The organism is Acinetobacter sp. YH12151, assembly GCF_013418355.1.
Lineage (GTDB): Bacteria > Pseudomonadota > Gammaproteobacteria > Pseudomonadales > Moraxellaceae > Acinetobacter > Acinetobacter pseudolwoffii.
The window spans coordinates 35,472-60,467 of record NZ_VPCG01000002.1 but is presented as its reverse complement, the minus strand read 5'-3'; the positions used below and the strand labels follow the sequence as shown (position 1 = coordinate 60,467).

The window sequence follows — 24,996 nt, the reverse complement described above, 5'->3', positions numbered from 1 at the left end:
AAAGATCAAAAAATGCACTATGTCAATGAAAAATATATAAAGAAACTATTTGATAACTTTATTCAATTAGGAAAAGAGTGAGATCATCCAGTTCAATAATGGCCAGTACATTATAGTCACGATCAAGCACCACAAAATCTGTAACTTTACGATTGAACTGATTACGCATGTTCATCTGGTCATGCGTAATCAAGGCGCTAAAGGCAACCTGAGCCAGAATATGATGATGAGGAAAGGCTTCTTTTAGGCGTGTAAACATCCTGCTTTCAAAAGCAGTAATCACACGCTTCGGATAGAATTTTTTTTGACGGGTGAACAGATGCGGGAAGAGCAGGCAAACTAACGCAAAAGTTGCCAGGCAGCCAATCACAAAAAATATAAACTGACTCAAATTAAACACAGATCACAAATAGGGAAGAATAAAAAAAACCCACTTCGCAATGAGTGGGTTTTTTCAGAATCTTGGCTCTCCCACCTGGGCTCGAACCAGGGACCTGCGGATTAACAGTCCGTCGCTCTACCGACTGAGCTATGGGAGAATAGATTGGCTCTCCAACCTGGGCTCGAACCAGGGACCTGCGGATTAACAGTCCGTCGCTCTACCGACTGAGCTATTGGAGAATCTGACAGCGATTATAGAGAGATTTAAAAAGGGGTCAAGGCACTTTTAGAAAAAAGCCGAAGAAATTGAATCAAGTGTTTTAAAAATAGTCGAAAAGGCTTGGAGTTCAAACTGTTATGTTTATGTAAACAGTCGGAGCAGTCAGATTGTTATCAGCCTTAATTTTTATAAGTGATCTGGCTCAGAGAATATAAGGTAGCTAATTGTATATACAGATATCACTACCGATCTCAATTTAAAAAAGCAGATATAAAAAAACCCACTTCGCAATGAGTGGGTTTTTTAGAATTTTGGCTCTTCCACCTGGGTTCGAACCAGGGACCTGCGGATTAACAGTCCGTCGCTCTACCGACTGAGCTATGGAAGAATAGATGGCTCTCCAACCTGGGCTCGAACCAGGGACCTGCGGATTAACAGTCCGTCGCTCTACCGACTGAGCTATTGGAGAATCTGATCGGCATTTTAGGCAGGAAACCCAAGGTCGTCAATCAATTAATGTAAAGAAATGAATTGTTTGCTTTATAAATATTCATTTGGGGCTTAAAAATAAAAAAATCACCCGAAATGGGTGATTTTTTAGCAAAGAAATAAAGAATTATTTCTCAACACCTGCAGGCTGACCTGCATATTTCGCATTTGCATAATCCCAGTTTACTAGGCTTTCCAGGAAAGTAGAGATGTATTTAGGACGTGCATTACGGAAGTCGATGTAATAAGCATGTTCCCAAACGTCAATCGTCAATACTGCAACTTTACCGTGCGCCATTGGCGTATCAGCATTTGAAGTTTTCATGATTGACAGTTGACCGTTTACTTGGTCAGCCACTAACCAAGCCCAACCTGAACCGAACTGAGTGGTTGCAGCAGCAGCAAATTCTTCAGCAAATTTTTCGTAAGAACCGAAAGCTTCATCAATTTTTGCAGCCAAAGTACCCGTTGCTTTACCGCCACCGTTTTTAGCCATACAGTTCCAGTAGAACGTGTGGTTCCAAACTTGAGCAGCGTTATTGAAAATACCTGCTTTAGACGCATCACCAGCAGTTGCTGTAATGATTTCTTCTAGAGTTTTGCCTTCAAGCTCAGTACCAGCGATCAGGTTGTTCAGGTTAACCACATAAGTATTGTGGTGTTTGTCGTGATGGTATTCTAAAGTTTCTTTGCTGATGTGTGGAGCAAGATCTTCGTAGCCATAAGGTAATGCTGGTAAAGTAATGGTTGTCATGTTCTCAATTCCTTGCATTTAGCTGGGTTTTAACAATAAGTGGCTTTATTGTAATAGATAATCGGACCAAATGGGCATTACGTATAAATAACAATACACAATAAATCCTGAAAATATATAAATAAAGCTCGTGGAAAATGCTGTCAGCGAGAATTAAATCGGATTGTTTAATTCGTAATAAGCATACTCAATATTAAACTGTTCTGAAATCGCTTTGGCCAGGCGCTGTACACCATATTTTTCAGTGGCATGATGGCCACAGGCATAATAATGTACATTCAGTTCCTGGGCTTCATAGAAGGTGCGTTCGCTCACTTCACCAGAAATATAAGCATCACACTCTTGTAGCGCTGCTTTATGAATATAATCCTGCGCACCACCGGTACAGAAACCGACTTTATGGATTTGAGTTTTGTCCGCAGGAAGATGAATTGCATCAAAGCCAAGTTTTTCTGAAACATGGTTTTTAAAATATTCAGGACGCATCGGTTGTTTTAAATAGCCAATATTGCCAATCGGATGGCGTTCACTCGGATCCAACTGTTCGATATTTTCCAGTTCTAATAAATCTGCAATCGCCGCATTATTGCCTAAAGTTGGATGACTGTCTAAAGGCAGATGATAGCCAACCAGAGAGATATCATTTTGAATTAAGGCTTTAATTCGTTTACCGCGCATACCAGTGATCGGATAGGCTTCACCTTTCCAGAAATAGCCATGATGAACCAGCAGTAAATCTGCGCCTTGCTCAATTGCCGCTTCGATCGCACTTTGCGAAGCACTCACGGCACACAGAATTTTATTGACCTCGGATTTACCTTCGATCTGCAAGCCATTCGGTGCATAGTCCTTAAATTCACGTGCTGCCAAAGTCTGTTCACACCACTGAATAAGATCATTTAAATTCGCCATAAAATTCCTGTTCGTTTAAAAACTTGCCAATATTTATCTTTATATTTAATTGTAACTAAAGCTGCACAAAACTCTGTGGAATTTTTTGTGTTTAGTTATGTATTTCGCATTACAATAGAACACAAATTACTTAGTCATCAACGAATTAAAATATTTTAGAGGATAACAACGTGCGCCGCACCTTTACATGGTTACCCTGGGTGTTACTGATTTTGGTCATTATCGGTTTTTTGGGGTGGCAACAACTACAAAAACCAAAAGCACCGGTTGCACCAGATGGTGTCAAGATGCCTGCTGAAAAAGTAGAGCCGTTGATTGATACGTCGCGCTCAGGAGGCGTGGTCTCCTATAGTGCTGCGGTGAGAGTAGCAGCGCCGGCTGTAGTCAATATCTTTACCACTCAAAAAGTCAAACAGCAGGCTCATCCTTTGCTGACCGATCCGGTCTTCCGTGAGTTTTTTGGCGATCAGTTGCCTGACCAGTATGGACAAAGTCCGAATGAGAACAGTTTAGGTTCCGGGGTGATTGTACGTCCTGATGGTTATATCCTGACCAATAACCACGTGATTGCGCAAGCCGATCAGATTGTAGTGGCTTTGCAGGATGGCCGTCGTGCTGAAGCCAAGGTGGTTGGAACTGATCCGGATACCGATCTGGCCGTGATCAAGATTGAACTGACACAATTGCCAGTTCTGCCATTTAAACTCAGTGACAATGAAGTCGGTGACGTCGTTTTGGCCATTGGTAACCCATTTGGTGTGGGTCAAACCGTAACGCAAGGGATTATTTCAGCAACAGGGCGTTCAGATCTGGGCATTAATACCTATGAAGACTTTGTGCAAACCGACGCTGCAATTAACCCGGGAAATTCAGGCGGAGCCTTGATCGATGTCGCAGGTAACCTGATTGGGGTGAATACGGCAATTTTCTCGCAAACTGGTGGTTCACTGGGGATTGGTTTCGCCATTCCAGCCAAAATCTGCCAGCAGGTGATGAATGCTATTCTGAAAGATGGCCGTGTCGTTCGTGGCTGGTTAGGAATCAGTTTATTACCGACAGAACGTGATGATGTACTGCAACCTAAAGAGAAAGGGGTAACTGTCGCAGAAGTGCTGGCAGATGGACCGGCAGCGAAAGCGGGCATTCAGCGTGGCGATAAAATTATGAAAGTGAATGAGGAAGAGATCAGTTCGGCTTCGCATTTGATTAATTTTGTTGCCCTGCAAAAGCCGAATAGTACCATTCAGATTGAAGTGGAGCGTGCTGGCAAAACCATGATGCTGGATGTAGTAGTGACTGAGCGTAAAGCACAAAACAGTTCTTCTCAATATATTCCACTGCCCGGTCAGTAAGTTTTTATTTAAAAAAATCCCTCTGCAGAGGGATTTTTTTGCTTGTTATTTTTTAGTTACCTGATACAAAAATGAAATACGGCTTTTGGTTTAAATCATTTAACTTGATGAAATTACATCAAAAGAGAAAATAAAAAATGACTTTTATGACGGCGGATCAGGCCAAGGTTTTATCAGATGTGGCCAATTTAAATATTGAGGTCTATAAGCCGCGTCTAGCCAAGTTAATTGAAGAAAATGCGAAACAGGGCAATACCGCAGTCATTACTGTATTTCCCAAACATTTGCCTTTGGAAGATATTCGGGCTTTATCAGCCGAGTTGACTGAACTGGGCTATAACGTACGTTTTGAAGTGCTGGAGTTTTATTATAGCTTTAATGTGTACTGGCTCTAGTGTGAATCTTCATTAACTAAGGCTTATTTTGAGCCACTATTTTACTGGATCGGTCTGATTTGATCTTATGAGTGATCGGGCTGTATGTGATCAAAGGCGCGAGTTTTTATAAGTAGGTGCTCAACTCTAAAAAATCCATCAGTTTTATTTTAGAATCATTATTGTAATGTACCGAGAATCTACAATTTCTCGGTACATATTCATTTGACGGATAGGCTGAGATCAGGGTAAGCAACTAAAATCAGCTGAGCTTTATTTAGCCTAAGTAACTTATGAATCATCTGCAAAATTAAATTGTGAGCTCATTTCTAAAACGGCTCAATTTCATCTGCAACCAAATTATTCCTCATTCACCTGATATTCCTGGATCACTTCAAGTGCCGCCCGAAATGCCTCCTGAGTTGCTGGTGCACCGCAATATGGCAGGCTATGGAGTAACACTTCCTGAATTTCCTCAACCGTCGCACCGTTGTTAAGAGCGCCCCGAACATGGCCTTTTAGTTCAGTGGGGCTTTTTTGAGCCGTAAGGAAAGCAATGGTAATTAAAGAACGATATTTACGTGGCAATACACCTTCACGTTGCCAGGTTGAACCCCAGGCATGTTCATTAATCCAGTCTTGTAGAGGCTGGGTAAAAGGCACGGTATTTTCCTGTGCACGTTTGACAAAGCTTTCGCCCATGACATCAGTACGCACTTTCAGGCCATTTTCATAATCTTGTTGTGACATGGTTTACCCTCAATTTTCTTATAGCTCTAGCTTAGTGCTTTTTATGCGAAATACCATCGTGCCATAGTCGTAAAAAAGTGGCTAAAAAGCCACTTGGAAAGGTTCTAAAGTGAAATATTCAACTACGATCCTACTTTGGAATTTATGACACCTTTGGTCAAAGTTTGATTTAAGGCGAAGTTGAGTGTAAAGGATCGGTTTGAACAGAAGTATCGGTTCCTGTCGCATCTGCTTTACGAATATGGGGGTTCTCCAGCTCCAATACTTCCTGTAAATGCAGATCAAAGACATCTGTGAGCATGCTGTCATAACGACGTGCATTATAGTGAAGCAGTTTTTCTGCTTCTCTATCATTAATAAAGCCATGTTGCTGTGCATCTGTCACATGCTCGGCAAAGCTTAAACCTTTAAACTGACCTTTGTTTTCAGCTTTTTTAAAGCGATCCCAAAGCTGTTCAATATCCAGTAGCAAAGCGAAAGTCGATTCCATGCGTCCAGTGACATCAGTTTCATGGGTATTGTAATAGACATGCTTTTTCAATACCTGACGGAATGCGTTATCTTCCATCATGCTATTTGCAACCTGCTGTTTAAGCTGGTCTGAGGGTTTGTGTACAGGACGGCCAAATGGGAAACATAACAGCTTGACCATGCCTGCTGCTGCACCGGCCGGGAAGTTAGCAAATAAATCATAAAATGCTTCCTGCGCTGTATAGAGTGACTTTTCTATTGCAAGCTGTGCATGCAAACGTTCAGCTTCAGTCTTTTTGCTATGCTCAAAATACTTCAGAATAGAGGAGGCAATAAACAGGTGAGCATGAATATCGGCGAGACGTCCGGACAGCATTTCTTTGCGTTTGATATCGCCTGCCAGTAAACCCAGACACATGTCTGCAGTTAAGGCAAAGTTGGCGCTCAGCCGGTTAATGACCTTGTAATAAGGTCGGGTAAACTCAACCGCACTTTGAGGTGCTGTACTTGAACCACCCGTAAATGCGTAGGCAAAGGAACGGGCGGTACGGTTAAAGGTATATCCCAGATGTTTAAACAGTAAATGATCAAAAGGGTTGAGTGCTGCTGCCGGGTCTTCAGCCTGTAAGAGTTGTAATTCTTCATAGAGATAAGGATGGCAACGCATTGAACCCTGACCGAAAATCATCAGGGAACGACTGAGAATATTTGCACCTTCAACGGTAATGGAGACTGGAATCGCTTGATAATAAGGTGCCAGAAAATTACGTGGCCCCATCTGAATGGCGCGGCCACCGACCACATCCATCCCGTGATTCACCACCTTACGCATTCCCTCCGTGGCATAGTATTTGGCAATCGCTGTCATTACAGCAGGCTTGCCGCCCTGATTAAGGCCACAAGTCACCAGATAACGGAAAGCTTCCAGCATATAGGTATCACTGGCAATTTCACTATTGGCTTCCTGAACACCTTCAAACTTGCCGACTGAAATTTTAAATTGTTGACGGATTCGGGAAAAAGCCCCGACATTTAAATAAGTCATTTCTGCCGCAGAAGTGGACAGTGCCGGTAGGGAAATGCCACGACCCACAGCCAGACATTCCATCAGCATGCGCCAGCCCTTACCGGCATTTTTTACACCACCAATAATCCAGTCCAGAGGAATAAATACATCTTTACCTTCAACTGTACCATTCATGAATGGTGGGCCGGGATTATGACGAGGACCTACTTGCACCCCTTCGTGACTGGCAGGTAGCAGGGCACAGGTAATACCATATTCAGTCTGTTCGCCCAAAAGATGATCCGGGTCATACATTTTAAAGGCTAGACCTACCACGGTTGCAATGGGTGCCAGCGTAATCCAGCGTTTGGAAAAATTCATTCGCAAGCCTAGGACTTCCTGACCTTCAAACTGGCCATAGCAGACCACGCCAGTATCGGGAATAGCGCCTGCATCAGAGCCGGCTTCAGGACTGGTCAGGCCGAAACAGGGAATTTCTTCACCTCGCGCCAGGCCCGGCAGGTAACGGTTTTTCTGTTCCTCAGTACCATAATGCAGCAATAGTTCACCCGGGCCGAGAGAGTTCGGTACCATGCAACTCACGGCCGTGGTGAGGGAGCGAGAGGAAATCTTGCTCATCACCCGGCTTTGAGCAAAAGAACTAAATGCGCGACCACCATATTCTTTGGGAATAATCAGGCCCAAAAAACCATGCTTCTTAATATATTGCCAGACATGATCAGGCAGCGCTTTCTGCTCGTGAATTTCCCATTCATCCAGCATGCTGCACAAGGTTTCAACTTCATTGTCCAGAAAGGCCTGTTCTTCTAGCGAGAGTTTTGGATAAGGATAGCTATTAAAGGTTTCCCAGTTCGGTGCACCCATAAACAGTTCTTTTTCCCACCAGCTGGTTCCAGAGTCGAGTGCTTCACGCTCTGTCGGACTGATGCTCGGCATGGCATTGGCCAGTGCTTTATAGGCCGGTCTGGAAATAAACGACATGCGCAAAGGGTCGATTATCACCACGAGGCTGATCAGGATGAGCGGGATACCAAGAATCAGTGACCACGGACTAAGAAAGGCACAGACCACTGACACGACCATCAGCACGATTGCACCTGCACTACGCGAGAGCTGAAAATAGAAAACTGCCCATAAACTCAGTAATAGCAGTAGCACAGCGAAAATAAATGACATTGTTATATTTCTCCAGATTTATACAACACTGGCTTTGTCTGGATTTCTCGGATATTTCACCACCGTTCATTCATTTTTAGTCGTTCGAGAATCAGACAGGTTTAGCATTGGATTTGTGAGAATGATCTTTTTAAGTATGGCAACGATATGTTTAAGTCTTGCATCTATTTTGAGGTTGTTGGAAAAATGATCAATCTTCAAGTGAGAACGCGCAAAGAAATGTGAAGATAAGTAATGACTTAATCTTTATCTAAAATAAAAAATGGGGTTTAACGCTCAGTAAAATTTTAATATGGATATTAAAAAGCCCTCTACTGGAGAGTAAAGCTGATCAGTTAAAGAATTTAGAAATAGACTCTTTAACTGCTTAGTCGTTCAAGGTCGTTCAAGATGGAGTCTTAACTTTTTAAATCAAATATTTGTAAATCATTTGTTACTTTGGTTTCGCCCAAATGAGAAGCGAAACTTCGCAAGGAAGGCATCTTGTGATCCCTCACCGCAAAACTCGTCAGCCACCATCCACTAGTAAATTTGTCATGGAAACCATCATTTTTTTAATCTTGCGGTGCAATACACCTGATGCCTCAAATAGTTGCGGATGACTTTGCTATCTATCAAATATAATACTGAATTTAAAAAAGAAAATGCCAGTCAATTGCTTAACTGACTGGCATTACTCTACTTGAGAGGGCTTTTATTTCATTGGTTTAAACAGGACTAAGCTTCAATGGCCTGAACAGCAATTTTCTTGGCAGGGTCAGTTTTACGACGCACTGCTGGAACCGGTTCGCCGTAGTATTGACGATCGGCAAAGTAGCTTGAACGAACCATGGGTGCTGCCCAGATATTGCGGAAGCCCAGTTTTTGGCCATGTTCGGTATAACGTTCGAATTCTTCAGGGGTCACAAAGCGATCAATCGCTGCATGTTCTTTAGAAGGCTGTAGATACTGACCAATCGTCACATAGTCCACGCCATGTGCATGCAAATCGTCAAGTAAGGCAAGCACTTCTTCTTCAGTCTCACCAATACCGACCATCAGGCCACATTTGGTTGGAATATCCGGGCAATATTCTTTAAACATTTTTAACAGGTTTAAAGAGTGCTGATAATCAGAACCTGGACGCATCGCCTTATATAAACGCGGTACTGTTTCAATATTATGATTAAACACATCGGGTGGACATTCGGTCATGATGCGCAGTGCAATATCCATACGGCCACGGAAGTCCGGTACCAGAATTTCAAGCAAAGTTTTTGGACTTAAAGCACGTGCTTCTTTAATACAATCGACAAAATGCTGCGCACCACCATCGAGTAAGTCATCACGGTCTACAGAGGTAATCACGGCATATTTCAACCCAAGATTAGCAATGGTTTCGGCCATGTGGCGCGGTTCATCTGCATCCAGGGCATTTGGCCGACCATGTGCTACATCGCAAAATGGACAGCGACGGGTACAGATATCACCCATAATCATAAAGGTTGCGGTACCGCCACCAAAACATTCAGGCAGGTTTGGACAGGCTGCTTCTTCACAGACAGTATGTAGTTTTTGCTCGCGAAGCGTTGTTTTAATCCGTTGTACTTCTTCCGGCGCTGCCATCTTTACGCGAATCCAGTCCGGCTTACGTGGTGTTTCAACCGTAGGGATCACTTTTACAGGAATACGAGCGACTTTCTCTGCGCCACGAAGTTTGACACCCTGTTCAGGTTTACGGTTTTCAGACATATTCAACTTTTCCACTGTTTTTGAAGGGGGAGATGATCAAAGATAGCGCGTTTATTATAACGAACTTAGCTATAAATAGGGCAAAAAGGGGTATTCATTTAAAAAATGTTCTCATCAACCAATATATGTGAGTTAAATACACAAAATCAACAGGATTTACGTCATAATAAGCAGGTAGATTAAAGTGAATTTTTTAATTTTGAGGAGCGTTGAATGCCACGTAAAAAAGAGGTCGTTAGTGGGACTTTCGTTAAATATGATGCGGTAGTTCTAGGTTCGGGCCCTGCGGGCGAAGGCGCGGCAATGAAACTTGCCAAATCTGGTAAGCGTGTTGCAATCGTTGAGATGCGTGAACAGCTAGGTGGTAACTGTACCCATGTAGGTACCATTCCAAGTAAAGCATTGCGTCAAACGGTATCCAGTATTATCCGTTATCAACGTGATCCACTGTTTCAGAAAGTTGGGGACTGGAAACAGTTCACCATGAAGCAAGTATTGCGTCATGCGCATAAAGTGATTCAACAACAAGTAGATACACATTCACGGTTCTATGACCGTAACAAGATCGATATCTATCATGGTCGAGCCTATGTTCAGGATCAAAATACTATTTTTGTATTTAGTCCAGATGGCATTAAAGAAACCTTGATGTTTAAGCAACTGGTCATTGCCAGCGGTTCGCGTCCGTATCGCCCAGAAATTCTTGATTTTAATCATCCACGTGTATTTGATTCAGATAAAATTCTGGATCTGGACTTTTCTATCCAGAAAATCATCATTTATGGCGCAGGTGTAATTGGCTGTGAATATGCATCGATTTTCATTGGTCTTGGGCATAAAGTTGATTTAATCAATACCCAGCACAAACTGTTAAGCTATCTGGATGATGAAATTTCCGATGCGCTGTCTTATCACTTGCGTGAGCAAGGTGTGCTGATTCGTCACAATGAACAGATCGACTTTTTAGAAACATTTGATGATCATGTGGTGATGCACACGCAAAGCGGCAAAAAAATTAAAGCCGATGCAATTTTGTGGTGTAACGGCCGTTCAGGTAATACCGATGGTTTAGGGCTGGAAAATGTTGGCCTGAAACCAAACAGCCGTGGTCAGTTGACGGTAAATGATCAATACCAGACTGAAGTTGAAAATATTTATGCTGCCGGTGATGTAATCGGTTGGCCGTCGCTTGCATCTGCTGCTTATGACCAAGGTCGTTGCGCGGGTGCCAATATGAGCGGTGAGCCAGACGTTGCCCCCGTTACTGATATTCCAACCGGAATTTATACCATTCCCGAGATTTCTTCGATTGGTAAAACTGAGCAGCAGTTGACTGAAGAAAAAATTCCGTATGAAGTCGGTCAGGCCTCGTTCCGTCATTTGGCGCGTGCGCAAATTACCGGTGACACTATGGGCGAATTAAAGATTTTGTTCCATCGTGAAACGCTGGAAGTTTTGGGTGTACATTGCTTCGGTAATAATGCATCTGAAATTATCCACATTGGTCAGGCGGTGATGAACAGTCCAAACAATACGATCAAGTATTTTGTGGAAACCACGTTTAACTATCCGACCATGGCGGAAGCCTACCGTGTAGCGACACTCAATGGTATGAATCGTTTATTCTAAGCGAGATGTTTGCCTTGGATTTAAAAAACCCGTAAGTGAAGGCTTGCGGGTTTTTTGTTTTAAATGCTTTAAATCAGCTAGAAGATAAAGCATTGACCAATTCAATTCGGATGAAGATAAAGTTGATTAACTTGGTTTTTAAGCAGCCATTTTTCGGCATTCTTCTGCACAACGGCGACAGGCTTCTGCACATTGCTGACAATGTTCATGTTGGTGCTGACTGCATTCCTCTGCGCAATAATCACAAGCCTTGGCACACAGCTCGCAGATTTCCTGCATAAAAGGCGATTGCTTCTGCTCCATACGCGCGCAGAGCTGACAAATATCGGCACAATCCAGACAACGCTGGATGCATTCACGCATCATTTCTACATGTTCTTCTTTTAAGCAGGCAGCTGCACAAGCAGTACAGGTGAGGGAGCAGCTCATACAGGTTTGAACACAATCTGACAAATGACTGGTATTCATCTTTTTCTCCTTAAGGCGATAAACATATTCATGACTGAATACGCTAAGCAGAAAAAGGAAAACACACTAGGTTAATTAGGTGAGAAAAAGTAAAGAATAACTTGGTTATGTAAAAGGATATACGAAAGAATCTTATATTCATCAAGCTTGAAAAATAAAATTCACTCGAGCAGAACTGGCAATATCCCAAAAATAAAACACCATTGAGGTGGTTAGTTCCTCAATGGTGAAAGTGTATACCTCGCTGATCTAATTATTCTGGAAGGCTGGATCGTCCTTTTTTTATTATGATGTTTCTCATTAATACAGGCGACTACCGGCAAGACTGATCCGTTTGAGTAAATGGTGCTGATCGGCTGGAAAAGGACGACTGGAATGTAAAGTCTCGGAATTTTCTTGTTCATGAGCATCTAAGAAAATTGCCGATTGAAACAAAATTAAAAAAGTAATGATCGAAAGTTTATAAATAACCTTGTATTTTTATTATTCTATTGATTATTAATCATTTAAGGTATTGTGCTGTGAATTGTGTTTATTTAGCTGAGTAAATTTCAGCAGTTTAATGCGCACAAAAGGCCTGATTAAAGTATTCAAACAGCTGCGGTGTCTGGATCCATAATGCCACCGACAGAGCAAATAAAAGCAAGAGCGCCACAGCAATCGAGATTTTGAGTATGAGCATAGAATCAGTCATGCACAATTTGCTCCTCATTGACCCAGAAATGTACCAATACGCCAAAAATGCTTAAGGCAATCGACAGCATCCAGACAGCATTATAATTACCACTCAAGTCATGATTGACTCCACCAAGATAACCACCGAAAAACGAGCCGACCTGATGGGTAAAAAACACGATACCGCTGAGCATGGTCAGGTATTTCACCCCGAACATATTCGCCACAATGCCGTTGGTGAGCGGAACGGTCGATAGCCAGAGTAATCCCATAATGACACCAAAGGCATAGACTGTCCATGTGCTCAGTGGCAGCATGAGAAAGGCAGTAATTGCGATCCCGCGTAAGCCATAGAGACCCATCAACAAATGCGGTTTGGAATATTTACCCCCGAGCCAGCCTGCAGTATAGGTGCCGACCACATTAAATAGACCCACCAATGCCAGAAAAATAGTCCCTGTGGTGGCATTAAAACCGTGATCAATCAGATAACCCGGCAGGTGAATGCCAATAAATACCACCTGGAAACCGCAGACAAAAAAGCCCATAGACAGAAACCAGAAGGGTTTATGATTTTTCACTACCAGCAGAATCTGTTTAAAACTGAGGGACACTTTATTGGGTGTAGATGCTGCATTTGGATGAATATACATTGGTGCTTTCAGCATCCAGGCCAGTGGTACAATCAGGGCAATCAAAATCGCACTGACCACCAGCGCCGCTGACCAGCCGACATTCTGTAATAGCAGAAGAGTTGAAGGTAGCATGATAAACTGACCAAAAGACCCGGCCGCACTGGCAATACCCATCGCCAAACTGCGCTTTTCTGGTGGGGCAGCACGCCCGACCGCAGACAATAAGACCGGAAATGAGGTGGCAGACAGGGCTAGACCCAGAATCAGACCCACACTCAGATTAAGCAATAATCCGGTCGAGCTAACTGCCATCAAGAGTAGACCGATTGCATATAAGGCTCCGCCTACAGCTACCACAATCTTGCTGCCATATTTATCGGCAAATGCCCCGGTAATCGGTTGAACTGCACCCCAGATCAGGTTTTGCATGGCAATCGCCAAGCTAAAAACATTATGTCCCCAACCAAATTCATCACTCATCGGCACCAGATAAAGACCAAATGCATGACGTACGCCCAATGACAATGCCAGAATGATAGCGGAGCCAATCAGCATAAAAATAAGCGCTTTGGAAAATGGAGTATCGGACATAGGGTGAGCATGCAGATGAAATAAGCGCTTATGGTATTCGATTCAAGCTATGGAGGCGATAAAATAAAAATTAATCAAAAGATAAATTTTTTTTATCAATATTTTAAGCTTAAAAAAACGGCCGAAGCCGTTTTCCTAAAACCTGATCTTGAAATTAGAAACGCATCCCGAATCCTGCATAGGCCAGAATAGGATTGATTTCCACATCAGCTTTTGAGCTAATCAGGGTTTGTCCGGTATTTTCATTAATTACTGTAATTTTAGATTCATTTTTCAAATGGGCATAAGATACTGAACCAACTGCAAACCATTTCTCATTGAAATCATAAGTGAAGCCCACAGTCGCTACGGGAGCAAAGGCATCGGTAGCCTCAAGATCCACTTTCATTCTGCCAGTACTGTCCTTCATTTCCAAGGAAGCACCAGCATTCTGATTAATAATATTCTGGATCATATGACCTGCAGCAACGAGATCAGATTCAATGCCTTTATCCATTTCAAGCTCATTGAAATAAGCGTACATTAAGCCTACCCCTACATAAGGTCTGAATTTATTGACCCCGGTTTTACCAAAATGATACTGGAATTCAAAAGCAGGGGTCCAGGCACGTGCTTCTGCTGCTTTGCTAGACTGGGCTAGATCTGTAATTCTAATGTCATTAGCAAGATTCAAATTACCTGCAATCCCGCCTAATGGCGTTGCCACAGCGGCAAATGGCGCATAGATTGTGCCTTTGCCCTTGATATCGACCTTGGGAGGAATGCCGGCTTTCATTTCAAACGAAATATTATCGGTAAAATAGTAGTTGGACATAATGCCTAAGGTAGTGACATCATCGGCTTCCAGACCTGTTCCTGGATTATCCCATTCTGAAAGACCATATACGTAGGAATCTCCAGAAAGGCCACTAGATACTTTACCCCCAAATGCACCAATTAGTCTGACTAATCCTTCAACCACACGGTTTGGTTTGCGGTCGGGGTCAAGGTTGTCTATGACGGTTTGCGCCTGAATATCTCCAACTTTAGATTGATAGCCTTCATTAATCGCAGTATTGACACGAACAGGCTGTGCTTTACCTTGCGGCATGACATGCAAGGCACCGACTGATACAGAAAAGCGCTTAAAGCCATCTCCATCCTGCAGACTAAAATAAGGTGAATCTGCATGTGCAACCATAGGTAAAGTGGCTAGGCCTGCCATACATGCCAGCATTGTTTTCATTGATTTGGAACTCCATGTCCACTGTGTTTATTCGTTTTTCTAGTAAATTTATTATGTGAATTTCATTAAAAAATTCAGTTATAGAACAACAGGTCAAAAGTTAAGCGATGGTTAATATTGGTAACTGCTGTATATTTTTTGTATATATCTCTTGAGTTTTAAGGAATGGATAGGGTGTAAAAATCACTACTTTTACCCTATTAACTTAATTATAAAAATGAAGAAGATTTGCTCTTGAGGGAGTTAAAATTTCAATCCTATGAATTTTTATCATTGAAGATATAAATGAGAGTTTAGGTGAATTTTAGGCTATGTTGCTTTAGGTATTTACCATTATGGGATGATTTTTTTATATTTCCAAAACAAGAGCATATGAATTTATCCAAGATCCTGCTACCCAGTTGACTGAGTTTTTTTGTACAATAGCTGCATATATTATTGAGTGAATCACATGAGCACCCAAACTCCTCCCAAAAAAAAGCCCCTGGTTAATTTACCTTTCCCGATCAAACAGGCAGAGCAAAATGCTGCAGAAGAAGTTCTGGAAGATTTAAGACCAAGACCACAGCGTTATGCTGACCGTACCTGGATGCCACCACGCGGTACGCGTCGTTCAATGGGTAAACGTTAATTGGTCGAACTCAAAAAGCTATGATGAGTCATGGCTTTTTTTGTGTAAATTTTTAGATATTCAGCAATTAATATTTCATCTATTTCCTTATTTCTCGAGCAGATAAAACCCTGGCCAGATTTTTCTCATTTCTCATTTCTCATTTCTCATTTGCATGATCTTGATCGAATACATGCAGCATCTCAAAAAGCTCATCGCTAAGCAGAATAAAATAATTAGTTGATCTATTGACCTTGCACATCTTATACCCATAAAAAAAGCCAATTCAGAAATTGGCTTTTAGAGAGATAAGTTATTAGCGAATGCTTTTACGTGCTTTATTTTCCGGTTTTGGTGGGGCAATTTCTCGCTGTTCTTGCCAGACATCAATAAAGTCTTTTTCATTAATATTGTACAGCTCAAGTAGCGCTAAAATCACACCCCCAAACAGCATGGCACCTTCGGAATGACTCTGAAAATCGACCAGTTTGGTATTTAGATTATGCAGGATATCTTCAATTTCGAAGACCCGTTCCCGCCCATTGCTGTCGGTCGGATAGATCTGGGTATTTAAAATAATCCTCGCCAGACTTTTTTCATTTTCGGTCAATGGCAATTCTTCAATCAGCTCATCAGTCGCAGGATTTAAAATGACTGAATCGCGAAAAATCGTATGTAGGAAGTTTGCGCTTAATTTGGGTAGAGGCTTTTCCACAAAAGGGCGGAAAGATTGCGGGAAAATGACATTGCGTGAAATGCCTTTAAACATCGGTGCAATTTCTTCGACTTTATAACCTGCGATCCCGCATCCTAAAGACGTAATAAAATATTTATTTTTAGAATGGTTTTTGGTGTAAATCTTGAAGTCATCGATATAGTGCTGGATTTGTGACAGCGGCATTTGCTGCAAATGCTCGTTCATGGTTGGAATGGCATAGCTTTGACCCGACCAGCCACGACCGACGCCCATGACTGCACCAAAATGCTCAAGCGCTGTTCTTGCTGCGCCTGCGCTATGCTGACCCGCCAGATTGCTGCCAAAAACAAACACGGTATTTTCCGGAAGGGATTTAACAATATTTTCATCGTAATAGTGGTAAGTCATAATTGTCTATTCGAGGCCATCCTGATCTTCATGTTGCCTTTGATCGGGGTTGGGGTCAAGTAAAAAGCAGGGATGGCCTGAATGTTGAAAGACTGACTAAATATGAGAATTCTCAACATATTTCTCGACTGTCATCATCTGTTGGATTTCGGTATTTTGGCTATGGAATCTGCTCCGGCAAGTCTGAAATCTGCTAAAATTCCTGATCCGCATTCGAGTTGAGACATGTAGCTGTGACTGATAAGCAACCCTTTGAATTAGTAACCAGTTATCAACCCGCAGGTGATCAGCCACAGGCCATTGAAAAGCTGGTCAAGGGTATTGAACAGGGCTTTCATGATCAGCTTTTACTGGGCGTTACCGGGTCGGGTAAGACTTATACCATGGCCAATGTAATTGCACAGACCCAGCGTCCGACCATTGTCATGGCACATAACAAAACGCTGGCTGCACAGCTTTATGGCGAATTTAAAGCATTTTTCCCGAATAACGCCGTCGAGTATTTTGTCAGTTATTATGATTATTATCAGCCGGAAGCTTATGTGCCATCTTCAGATACTTTTATCGAGAAAGATGCCGCAATTAATGACCATATTGACCAGATGCGTCTTTCCGCGACCCGATCATTATTAGAACGTCGTGATGCAATTATTGTCGCATCAGTTTCTGCAATTTATGGTTTGGGTGATCCGAATGCCTACATGAGCATGTTGCTGCATGTGGTGGAAGGCGACCGCATTGGTCGTGATGACATTATCCGCCGTCTGGTCGAAATGCAGTATTCGCGTAATGAACTGGAATTCCTGCGCGGTACTTATCGTATTCGTGGGGAAATTATCGATATTTTTCCGGCAGAATCGGATCAGGATGCCATCCGGATTGAACTGTTTGATGATGAAGTCGACTCCATCCGCTGGTTTGATCCACTGACCGGAAAAATGGTGCGCAAAGTCCCGCGGGTGACGATTTATCCCAAAAGTCACTATGTCACGCCAAAAGACAATTTATCCCGCGCGATTGAAACCATTCGGGAAGAACTCAAAGAACGACTGGTGTTCTTTCGTGAAAATGACAAATTGCTGGAAGCGCAGCGGATTGAACAGCGTACCCGTTATGATCTGGAAATGATGCAGCAGTTGGGCTATACCAATGGCATCGAAAACTACTCGCGTCATTTGTCTGGACGTCCTTCAGGCGAGGCGCCGCCAACCTTGTTCGATTATATTCCCGATGATGCCTTGCTGATTATTGATGAATCGCATGTGACTGTGCCACAAATTGGTGCCATGTATAAAGGCGACCGTTCGCGCAAAGAAAATCTGGTGAATTACGGCTTCCGTTTGCCAAGCGCGCTAGATAACCGCCCGATGAAATTTGAAGAATGGGAACGCATTGTCCCGACCACCGTTTATGTCAGCGCAACGCCAGCACGTTATGAACTGGAAAAATCGCAGCAGATTGTCGAGCAGGTGGTACGTCCGACCGGTCTGATCGATCCTGAAATTGAAATTCGTCCGGTACTGACGCAAGTCGATGATGTACTTTCAGAAATTAATCTGCGCAAAGATATCAATGAGCGGGTACTGGTCACCACCTTGACCAAGCGCATGGCAGAAGACCTGACCTCTTATTTAAAAGAGTACGGGATTAAGGTCGCTTATTTACACTCGGATATCGACACCGTTGAGCGCGTCAAGATTATTCATGAGCTGCGTACTGGCGTACACGATGTGCTGGTCGGGATTAACCTGCTGCGTGAAGGTCTGGATATGCCGGAAGTGTCACTGGTTGCGATTCTGGATGCCGATAAAGAAGGTTTCCTGCGTTCTGAGCGTTCTCTCATTCAGACTATCGGGCGTGCTGCGCGTAACCTGAAAGGGAGGGCGATTTTGTATGCAGATCGAATAACTGACTCAATGCAAAAAGCCATTGATGAGACAGATCGACGTCGTGCCAAGCAGATTCAGTTTAATGAAGAGCATGGTATTACTCCGCGTAGCGCAGTCCGTCAGGTAATCAAGGAAATCGATACCGGTGAAATATTGGATGATGATTCAATTGAATTGAAAGCTTCTGATCAGGCGCGCGCGATCAGTGCAGATGAACGACATATCATGGCAGACCCGAAAATGTTTGCGAAGCATATTAACAAGCTTGAAAAGGAAATGCTGAAAGCCTCTAAAGAGTTACAGTTTGAGCAGGCTGCACGTCTGCGTGATGAAATTTTGCGCTTAAAAGCCCAGATGTTTGATTGATTTTTTTTACATGAAGTTTTATTTCGATGACCTAAAGTCAATCATAAACCAAACATAATGTAACAAATCAAGTGCTTGGATAAGGCTATTGTAAGAACAGAAAATTTTTAAATAAATATTTTGTGAACATATAATAGGTATTTTTATGACAACTCAAAATTCTTCAGGTAATGGATTGAAGCTGGCAAAAATTGCTGTGGGTAGTGCGGTTCTTCTTGGTTTTGGCGCGGCGACGATGGCCTATGCGCAAAATGAGCCATTAGCCACTGTTGAAAAAGTAGAACTGGACCGTTATTTGGGGACTTGGTATGAAGTGGCGCGCAAGCCTTTGTCTTTTCAAAATAAATGCGATCGTGATGTCACTGCAACCTATACCTTAAATGAAAATGGCAATATTGTGGTCGATAACCGCTGTATGAAAAAAGATGGTCAGCCCACCCAATCCTTGGGTGAGGCATTTGTGCAAGATCCACCGCAAAATACCAAATTAAAAGTCAGTTTCCTGCCCGAATTTATTCGCTGGATTCCGGTCGGGCGTGGCGATTATTGGGTCTTAAAACTGGATGAGAATTATCAAACCGTTCTGGTCGGTGAGCCTAAACGTAAATACATGTGGATACTGTCACGTAATCCGCAATTAGATAAAAATGTTGTAAACGAATATTTGCAATATGCACAGTCTGTGGGTTATGACCTGAGTGATGTGATTCATACCAAACAAACGCAAAGATAGAAATATCTTCTTAATCGAAACCATGCTTAGGCATGGTTTTTTATTTTTATGAGCAAAAATATATTTCAAAGTAGGGTAGTGATTTCACTTTAAATAGATGAAGCATCAAGCTTTCTAGTGTACTAATCGTTATAATGCCGGCGAATGAAAGTAGAGTTTGACTATGTATAAAGGCATTGCGTTATCTGTATTGGCCTCGGTGGTTTTCGGGGTGCTCTATGTATTTACGCCTTTCTTGCAGCCTTTAGATAGTGAACAGACCTTTGCCTGGCGCATGCTGGCCACAATTCCGTTTTTAACTGCCTTTATGTGGTGGTCGGGTGATCTGCAACATATCAGCAGTATCTTTAAGCGGGTTTTGCAGCAACCTGCCTTGTTGATCTGGCTGCTGATCAGCTCCCTGTTATGTACCACACAATTATGGCTGTTCTTGTGGGGCCCTATCAATGGTCGTGGCCTAGAAGTCTCACTCGGCTATTTTTTGTTGCCTCTGGTGATGGTGCTGGTCGGCTGTATGCTCTATAAAGAGAAATTATCATCATTCCAGATGGTCGCTGTCGCTTTGGCGGTATTGGGTGTGGGGCATGAGATCTGGCGAATTGGTTCAATTGCATGGGAAACGGTCTATGTGGCTTTGGCCTATCCTTTGTATTTCTTCATGCGGCGTAAATTTGCTACGGATCATCTGGGGGGCTTCTGGTGGGATCTATTTCTGATTTTGCCCGCTGCATTTTATCTGGGTTTTATTTATAGCGACTCGATGCAGCTCATGTTAAATCATTCTCATTTAATCTGGGCAGTATTGGTATTGGGTTTTTTGAGCGCACTGGGACTCGGTAGCTATATTCTCGCCAGCCGATATTTACCCTTTGTGATCTTTGGATTGTTGAGTTATCTGGAACCTGTGCTGTTGGCCTTTGCCTCGATGGCTTTGGGGGAGCGTGTGGAAGCTGGCGAGTGGCTGACTTATATTCCAATTTGGCTTGCCGTATTGGTGCTGGTGATTGAAGGAATTCTGCATCTATTTAAGCAGCGTAAACAGCAATTAGCACTTAAGAAAAATCTGGCAAACTATCAGGATCGACTAGACTCTTAAAATTAAAAAGAGATCGAATGAATAAACAACATTTAACAAATTTCTGCTCCGTACGGGAAAACGCATGCTTTTAAAATTTTTGAATGCAAAATCATTTAGCTAATTGCAACTATTTCCCAGATTTATAGTGAATATACGTTAAAAACCACTCGTCTCGGTGAGCTTTTGATTCAAAGTTGCCTCCAATTCCATTACAATTATGGGGTTTTGAAATTTATGCCTAGATTTACAATTAATTAGAGGACGTATCTGTGAGCAAAGACACTATCGTTGCCCTACATGCAGAGCACCAAGGTCGCTGGAAAAACCGTGAAGAACTTGCGGAACGCATGATTGCCCTTGTTGGTCAGTTATATCGTGAAAAAAATATTGTAGCTACAGTTTATGGTCGCTCTTTAATTAACCGTTCTGTGATTCAGATCTTGAAAGCACACCGCCGTACTCGCGTACTCGATGTTGAACTTTCGGTTGTAAATACATTCCCAATTCTTGAAGCGTTGGCGAAAATTGAGAACATCGGTTCTGCTGAAGTTGATCTAGGTAAACTTGCTGTTGAATTTAAAGAAAAAGGCGGCGACATCGATGCATTTGTTGCAGACGCTGTTAAATCTCTAGAAGGTAATGCTGCTGCTGTAGAACATAAAGACGTAGTTCTTTATGGTTTCGGTCGTATCGGTCGTATCCTGGCACGTTTGATGATTGGTCAATCAGGTCTGGGTCGCGGTCTTAGCCTGAAAGCAATCGTGGTTCGTAAATCATCTGATGGTGATTTGGAAAAACGTGCATCTCTACTGCGTCGTGACTCGATTCATGGCCCATTTGCAGGCACGATTTCTGTAGATGAAGAAAACGAAGCAATTATTGCAAACGGTAACTTCATTAAAGTGATCTATGCGTCTAATCCTTCTGAAGTGGATTACACAGCATATGGTATTAACAATGCACTTGTGATCGACAACACTGGTAAATGGCGTGATGCTGAAGGTCTTGCTCAACACCTCAAATGCCCGGGCGCTGCTCGTGTTATTTTGACTGCACCTGGTAAAGGTGACATGAAGAATGTGGTTTACGGTGTGAACCAGGCGGACATCCTTGCTGAAGATAGCATCATCTCTGCTGCAAGCTGTACGACTAACGCAATTACTCCAACACTGAAAGTATTGCATGATAAATACACCGTGTTAAATGGTCATGTTGAAACAGTTCACTCGTTCACAAACGACCAGAACTTGATCGATAACTACCATAAAGCGGACCGTCGTGGCCGTGCTGCAACATTGAACATGGTTATTACTGAAACTGGCGCAGCGAAAGCAGTTGCTAAAGCGCTGCCAGCACTTCAAGGTAAATTGACAGGTAATTCTGTACGTGTTCCTACGCCAAATGTATCACTTGCAATTCTTAACCTGACTTTAGGTCAAGACGTTGATCGTGATGAAGTAAACGAATATATTCGTCAGATTTCAATCGGTTCGATCCTTCAAGGTCAAATCGGTTATACCAACTCGACTGAAGTGGTCTCTTCTGACTTTATTGGTTCACGCACTGCAGGTGTATTTGACGCGCAAGCAACAATCACTTCAGGCAACCGTTTAACTGCTTATGTTTGGTACGATAACGAAGTGGGTTATAGCTGCCAGGTATTACGTATTGCTGAACAAATGGGCGGCGTAAGCTATCCTAAAGTTCCTGCAGAAACAAATGCATAATTTGTTGATGTAGTTTAAAAAAGAGTCTCTATGGAGGCTCTTTTTTTATACTTATTTTTTATTGAAGTCGGGTGGATTCGATTCAATCACGAAATGTAAATCAGCTTGCTGACGAAATATTAATCTGTTAGCTTACAAAGAGTAAGTATATTAAAATCAGTAAGTAATAAAATCCCGAGATAGATTTATGACAAATTATGCAATTAGTCCGTTACTAGGGCAGGTTTTATCAACTGAATGTCCATCACGTGAAATATTGGAACATCTTGCCAATAAATGGTCGGTCTTGGTGTTGCGTTGCCTGAGTGAAGGTGTGCATCGTTTTAGTGAACTGAAACAACGGATTGAAGGGGTGAGTGAAAAGATGCTCTCCCAGACTTTAAAAGTGCTGGAACAAGATGGTTTTGTGCTCAGAACGGTTTATCCGGTTGTGCCACCAAAAGTGGAATATCAGTTGACCATTATCGGTTCACAAGCTGCAGATAAAGTGATGCAAATGATTCACTGGATTGAACATGGTTTACCAGAAATTTTAGAAAATAAACAACGTGTTGCCAAATAGAAGCTAAATTGCTTTTGGGGTAGCAAGAGATGAAAAAGTCAGAAAATCTGTTGGCTACTTTACTGGCAGTGTATGCAATCATTTTAGTTTTATGCATTGCGATTTATGCAATCTTCAAACTTTTAGATGTTGATATTGCTTTAGCGACCAATCTCTTGCTTTGGTCAGCAACGATCTTTGCACCGCTTGCAATATTAATGACCTATACCAGTTGGCGAGAGCAGAAAGGGGTAGAAGTAATTGCTAATTATTGTAAAGGACTAGTTATTCAACTTGTTGAGCTTGAGCATCTTAGTAATCAAATATGTAATTATTTAATTTATAAACCTGATCGAAATGAAAGTATAAAAATATTGAATAAAAAATTTATATCTATATTTAATGAGCAAGAAGATGCTTTTAAATTTTTAGGTAAAGCAATATCTGATGGAGAATTAAAAGACCAAATTAGGAGATTTCAAAATCAATGTTTGCTTAACTATGTAAGATATAACGCACTGGTTGGTAGTGAAAATTTGGAACATATCGCGAATATTACACCTCAATTAGGTAGTATTCATCGAGAACAAAATTCTAATCTTAGAACAGAGTTAATGAAGTATGTACTTTACCAAAAGGAATAAACTGATCGATTTATTCCTTTGTGAATCAAGCATTTTGCATTTTCTTAAAATCCAAGCGATCAATCAGTAAAATTCCAATCGAGAAAATAAAGCCAAGGATCACGCAACCGATCCATTCAAACTGCTCCCAGGCATAGACTGCACCAAGCGAACCTAAAGCGGCACCACTAAAGTAAATCGTCATATAGACTGCATTAATACGTGAACGCGATTTAAGATCAATCCGATAAACCAGATTCTGATTCAAAACATGGAAGGCTGTCAGACCAAAGTAGGCCATCAGCACACCAATCGCATAGATTACAATATTGTGCTGGGCAAAATATAAGGGCAGTGTAGAGCCGAACATCAGGACAATGCATAGCTTGGCGACCAGATTTTCTCTACCTTGTCCTACGGTTTTGCCTGACCAGCTTGATGAATAAATCCCGATCACGCCCAGTAAGCCAAATAACCCAATTTCGAAATCGGTGAAATAATAAGGTGCATTGCCTAATACAAAAGTCATCGAGGTAAAGATCATCGATAAAATTCCAAAACCCAAGGCACCCGCACAGGCACGCCGGATTAAATGTGGATTCTGACCTGCAAGGCTAAACAAAGAGCGGTAAATGTCACCAATAGTTAAGCCTGCCTGAGCTTGAGTATCGGGTAGTTTTTTCCACATGAGTGCTGCAAAGAGCAAGGTGATCACACCGCTGGATAAATACACACCTTCCCAAGACCAGTAAGTGGAAACAAAGCCGGCAAAGGTACGTGACAGAATAATTCCCATCACCAACCCACTCATCAGCTTACCCACTGTAGCAGCGCTGGATTCAGGTGGGCTAATGGTCGATGCAAAAGGAATTAAGATCTGCGCCGAGATTGCGCCAAAGGTGGCACACAAGGTAAACAGATATAACATTGATAAAGTCGTACTGAATGAAAGCAATATCTGCGAAATGGCTGCAAAGACCATCAGGTTAACGATCAGTTTGCGTTTATTCAGAAAGTCTCCCAAAGGAACCAAAAGCATTAAGCCGAGGACATAACCAATCTGTGCAATCACCACGGCAAAACCGGCCTGACTGGTACTAATGCCCAGACTTTTCTCGATTGAATAGATCAGAGGCTGGTTAAAATAGGCAGAGCCTGCACATAAGCCACATGCCATTGCCATCAATAATACAAATTGTGATGACAATGGACTGACAGATTTCCTTTCTGAATTGCTCATAGGCCCGACTCTTTTAACATTGCCTGCACTATAGGCAGTTGCACGACAAAGCAGAAATAATTAAAAACAATCAAGTGATCATTAAAAAGTATATTAAAACAAAAGCATAGAGCTTAGTTTTGAAACTTATCAAAAATTAATGGCTGTTCAATAACATGACAGGATTAAATAAGCGATCTTCATGGAATAGCATATAAATATAGTCGAGAAATTCTTTAAAATAT

Annotated in this window: 21 protein-coding genes, 4 tRNA genes and 2 pseudogenes; 10 read left to right on the top strand and 17 right to left on the bottom strand. The window is 42.2% G+C overall.

Annotation, left to right across the window (positions count from 1 at the left end; genetic code table 11):
* Positions 1-76: 76 nt before the first annotated feature.
* The 7 genes and pseudogenes from FTU82_RS01365 to FTU82_RS01335 form a co-directional block, all read right to left on the bottom strand.
* Positions 77-400 (bottom strand): annotated as a pseudogene (locus FTU82_RS01365) (DUF2726 domain-containing protein); the annotation flags it as partial.
* A 63-nt stretch (positions 401-463) separates the two neighbouring features.
* Positions 464-539, bottom strand: a tRNA-Asn gene (locus FTU82_RS01360).
* 6 nt (positions 540-545) lie between these two features.
* Positions 546-621: transfer RNA gene (locus tag FTU82_RS01355), tRNA-Asn, on the bottom strand.
* A gap of 292 nt (positions 622-913) precedes the next feature.
* Positions 914-989: transfer RNA gene (locus FTU82_RS01350), tRNA-Asn, on the bottom strand.
* 5 nt (positions 990-994) lie between these two features.
* Positions 995-1,070: transfer RNA gene (locus tag FTU82_RS01345), tRNA-Asn, on the bottom strand.
* 147 nt (positions 1,071-1,217) lie between these two features.
* Positions 1,218-1,844 (bottom strand): superoxide dismutase, encoded by a 627-nt coding sequence (locus tag FTU82_RS01340; RefSeq protein WP_005096423.1) that lies wholly within the window; start codon positions 1,842-1,844, stop codon positions 1,218-1,220.
* A 153-nt stretch (positions 1,845-1,997) separates the two neighbouring features.
* Positions 1,998-2,756, bottom strand: a complete 759-nt coding sequence (locus tag FTU82_RS01335; protein ID WP_180085219.1) for a Nif3-like dinuclear metal center hexameric protein — start codon at positions 2,754-2,756, stop codon at positions 1,998-2,000.
* A 170-nt stretch (positions 2,757-2,926) separates the two neighbouring features.
* On the opposite strand from FTU82_RS01335, the gene FTU82_RS01330 reads away from it, so the two are divergent.
* Positions 2,927-4,108 carry a trypsin-like peptidase domain-containing protein gene (locus FTU82_RS01330; RefSeq protein ID WP_180000827.1) on the top strand — a complete coding sequence of 394 codons (1,182 nt, stop codon included), beginning with the start codon at positions 2,927-2,929 and terminating at the stop codon, positions 4,106-4,108.
* Positions 4,109-4,245: 137 nt separating this feature from the next.
* A complete protein-coding gene (locus FTU82_RS01325) occupies positions 4,246-4,503 on the top strand; it encodes a hypothetical protein (protein WP_005096427.1) in 258 nt (85 codons plus the stop codon).
* Positions 4,504-4,842: 339 nt separating this feature from the next.
* On the opposite strand, the gene FTU82_RS01320 is transcribed toward FTU82_RS01325, so the two are convergent.
* The 3 genes from FTU82_RS01320 to lipA form a co-directional block, all read right to left on the bottom strand.
* Complete coding sequence (locus FTU82_RS01320; protein WP_005096428.1) at positions 4,843-5,232, bottom strand: carboxymuconolactone decarboxylase family protein; 390 nt, start codon at positions 5,230-5,232, stop codon at positions 4,843-4,845.
* 169 nt (positions 5,233-5,401) lie between these two features.
* Complete coding sequence (locus FTU82_RS01315) at positions 5,402-7,906, bottom strand: acyl-CoA dehydrogenase (RefSeq protein WP_180085221.1); 2,505 nt, start codon at positions 7,904-7,906, stop codon at positions 5,402-5,404.
* Positions 7,907-8,623: 717 nt separating this feature from the next.
* A complete protein-coding gene (gene lipA, locus FTU82_RS01310; protein ID WP_005096430.1) occupies positions 8,624-9,637 on the bottom strand; it encodes a lipoyl synthase in 1,014 nt (337 codons plus the stop codon).
* Between the two features lie 213 nt (positions 9,638-9,850).
* Here lipA and sthA point away from each other — a divergent pair, with 213 nt between their 5' ends.
* Positions 9,851-11,266, top strand: a complete 1,416-nt coding sequence (gene sthA / locus FTU82_RS01305) for a Si-specific NAD(P)(+) transhydrogenase (RefSeq protein ID WP_005096431.1) — start codon at positions 9,851-9,853, stop codon at positions 11,264-11,266.
* A 138-nt stretch (positions 11,267-11,404) separates the two neighbouring features.
* Here the strand turns inward: sthA and FTU82_RS01300 are convergent, their stop codons facing one another.
* The 5 genes and pseudogenes from FTU82_RS01300 to FTU82_RS01290 all read right to left on the bottom strand — a co-directional run bounded on the left by FTU82_RS01300 (position 11,405) and on the right by FTU82_RS01290 (position 14,860).
* Positions 11,405-11,734, bottom strand: a complete 330-nt coding sequence (locus FTU82_RS01300; RefSeq protein ID WP_100534368.1) for a four-helix bundle copper-binding protein — start codon at positions 11,732-11,734, stop codon at positions 11,405-11,407.
* Positions 11,735-12,034: 300 nt separating this feature from the next.
* Positions 12,035-12,130 (bottom strand): annotated as a pseudogene (locus tag FTU82_RS16085) (TauD/TfdA family dioxygenase); the annotation flags it as partial.
* 163 nt (positions 12,131-12,293) lie between these two features.
* Positions 12,294-12,428, bottom strand: a complete 135-nt coding sequence (locus tag FTU82_RS16080) for a hypothetical protein (RefSeq protein WP_005096435.1) — start codon at positions 12,426-12,428, stop codon at positions 12,294-12,296.
* Positions 12,421-13,635 carry an MFS transporter gene (locus FTU82_RS01295; RefSeq protein ID WP_180085223.1) on the bottom strand — a complete coding sequence of 405 codons (1,215 nt, stop codon included), beginning with the start codon at positions 13,633-13,635 and terminating at the stop codon, positions 12,421-12,423. The genes FTU82_RS16080 and FTU82_RS01295 overlap by 8 nt, the downstream gene beginning before the upstream one ends.
* A 154-nt stretch (positions 13,636-13,789) precedes the next feature.
* The gene (locus FTU82_RS01290) at positions 13,790-14,860 is read right to left on the bottom strand and encodes an OmpW family protein (protein WP_074383021.1); all 1,071 of its coding nucleotides are present in this window, start codon (positions 14,858-14,860) and stop codon (positions 13,790-13,792) included.
* Between the two features lie 451 nt (positions 14,861-15,311).
* On the opposite strand from FTU82_RS01290, the gene FTU82_RS01285 reads away from it, so the two are divergent.
* Positions 15,312-15,491, top strand: coding sequence for a hypothetical protein (locus FTU82_RS01285; RefSeq protein ID WP_004646507.1), 180 nt, complete (start codon positions 15,312-15,314; stop codon positions 15,489-15,491).
* A gap of 295 nt (positions 15,492-15,786) precedes the next feature.
* Here the strand turns inward: FTU82_RS01285 and FTU82_RS01280 are convergent, their stop codons facing one another.
* Positions 15,787-16,575, bottom strand: coding sequence for a hypothetical protein (locus FTU82_RS01280; RefSeq protein WP_180100958.1), 789 nt, complete (start codon positions 16,573-16,575; stop codon positions 15,787-15,789).
* Positions 16,576-16,808: 233 nt separating this feature from the next.
* Between FTU82_RS01280 and uvrB the strand changes: the two genes are divergently transcribed.
* From uvrB to FTU82_RS16075, 6 genes are all read left to right on the top strand, one after another.
* A complete protein-coding gene (gene uvrB, locus FTU82_RS01275) occupies positions 16,809-18,830 on the top strand; it encodes an excinuclease ABC subunit UvrB (RefSeq protein WP_005096439.1) in 2,022 nt (673 codons plus the stop codon).
* A 145-nt stretch (positions 18,831-18,975) separates the two neighbouring features.
* On the top strand, positions 18,976-19,563 hold the full coding sequence (locus FTU82_RS01270; protein ID WP_100328754.1) for a lipocalin family protein: 588 nt from the start codon (positions 18,976-18,978) through the stop codon (positions 19,561-19,563).
* A gap of 163 nt (positions 19,564-19,726) precedes the next feature.
* Positions 19,727-20,659: an EamA family transporter RarD gene (rarD, locus tag FTU82_RS01265; protein ID WP_074383018.1), complete on the top strand. Its 933-nt coding sequence runs from the start codon at positions 19,727-19,729 to the stop codon at positions 20,657-20,659.
* A 251-nt stretch (positions 20,660-20,910) separates the two neighbouring features.
* Positions 20,911-22,368 carry a glyceraldehyde-3-phosphate dehydrogenase gene (locus tag FTU82_RS01260; RefSeq protein WP_180100957.1) on the top strand — a complete coding sequence of 486 codons (1,458 nt, stop codon included), beginning with the start codon at positions 20,911-20,913 and terminating at the stop codon, positions 22,366-22,368.
* Between the two features lie 187 nt (positions 22,369-22,555).
* Positions 22,556-22,930, top strand: coding sequence for a helix-turn-helix domain-containing protein (locus tag FTU82_RS01255; RefSeq protein ID WP_180100956.1), 375 nt, complete (start codon positions 22,556-22,558; stop codon positions 22,928-22,930).
* Positions 22,931-22,959: 29 nt separating this feature from the next.
* Entirely contained in the window at positions 22,960-23,553 is a 594-nt protein-coding gene (locus FTU82_RS16075; protein ID WP_005096445.1) for a hypothetical protein, read from the top strand.
* A 25-nt stretch (positions 23,554-23,578) separates the two neighbouring features.
* On the opposite strand, the gene FTU82_RS01245 is transcribed toward FTU82_RS16075, so the two are convergent.
* The gene (locus FTU82_RS01245; RefSeq protein ID WP_074383014.1) at positions 23,579-24,772 is read right to left on the bottom strand and encodes an MFS transporter; all 1,194 of its coding nucleotides are present in this window, start codon (positions 24,770-24,772) and stop codon (positions 23,579-23,581) included.
* Positions 24,773-24,996 lie beyond the last annotated feature (224 nt).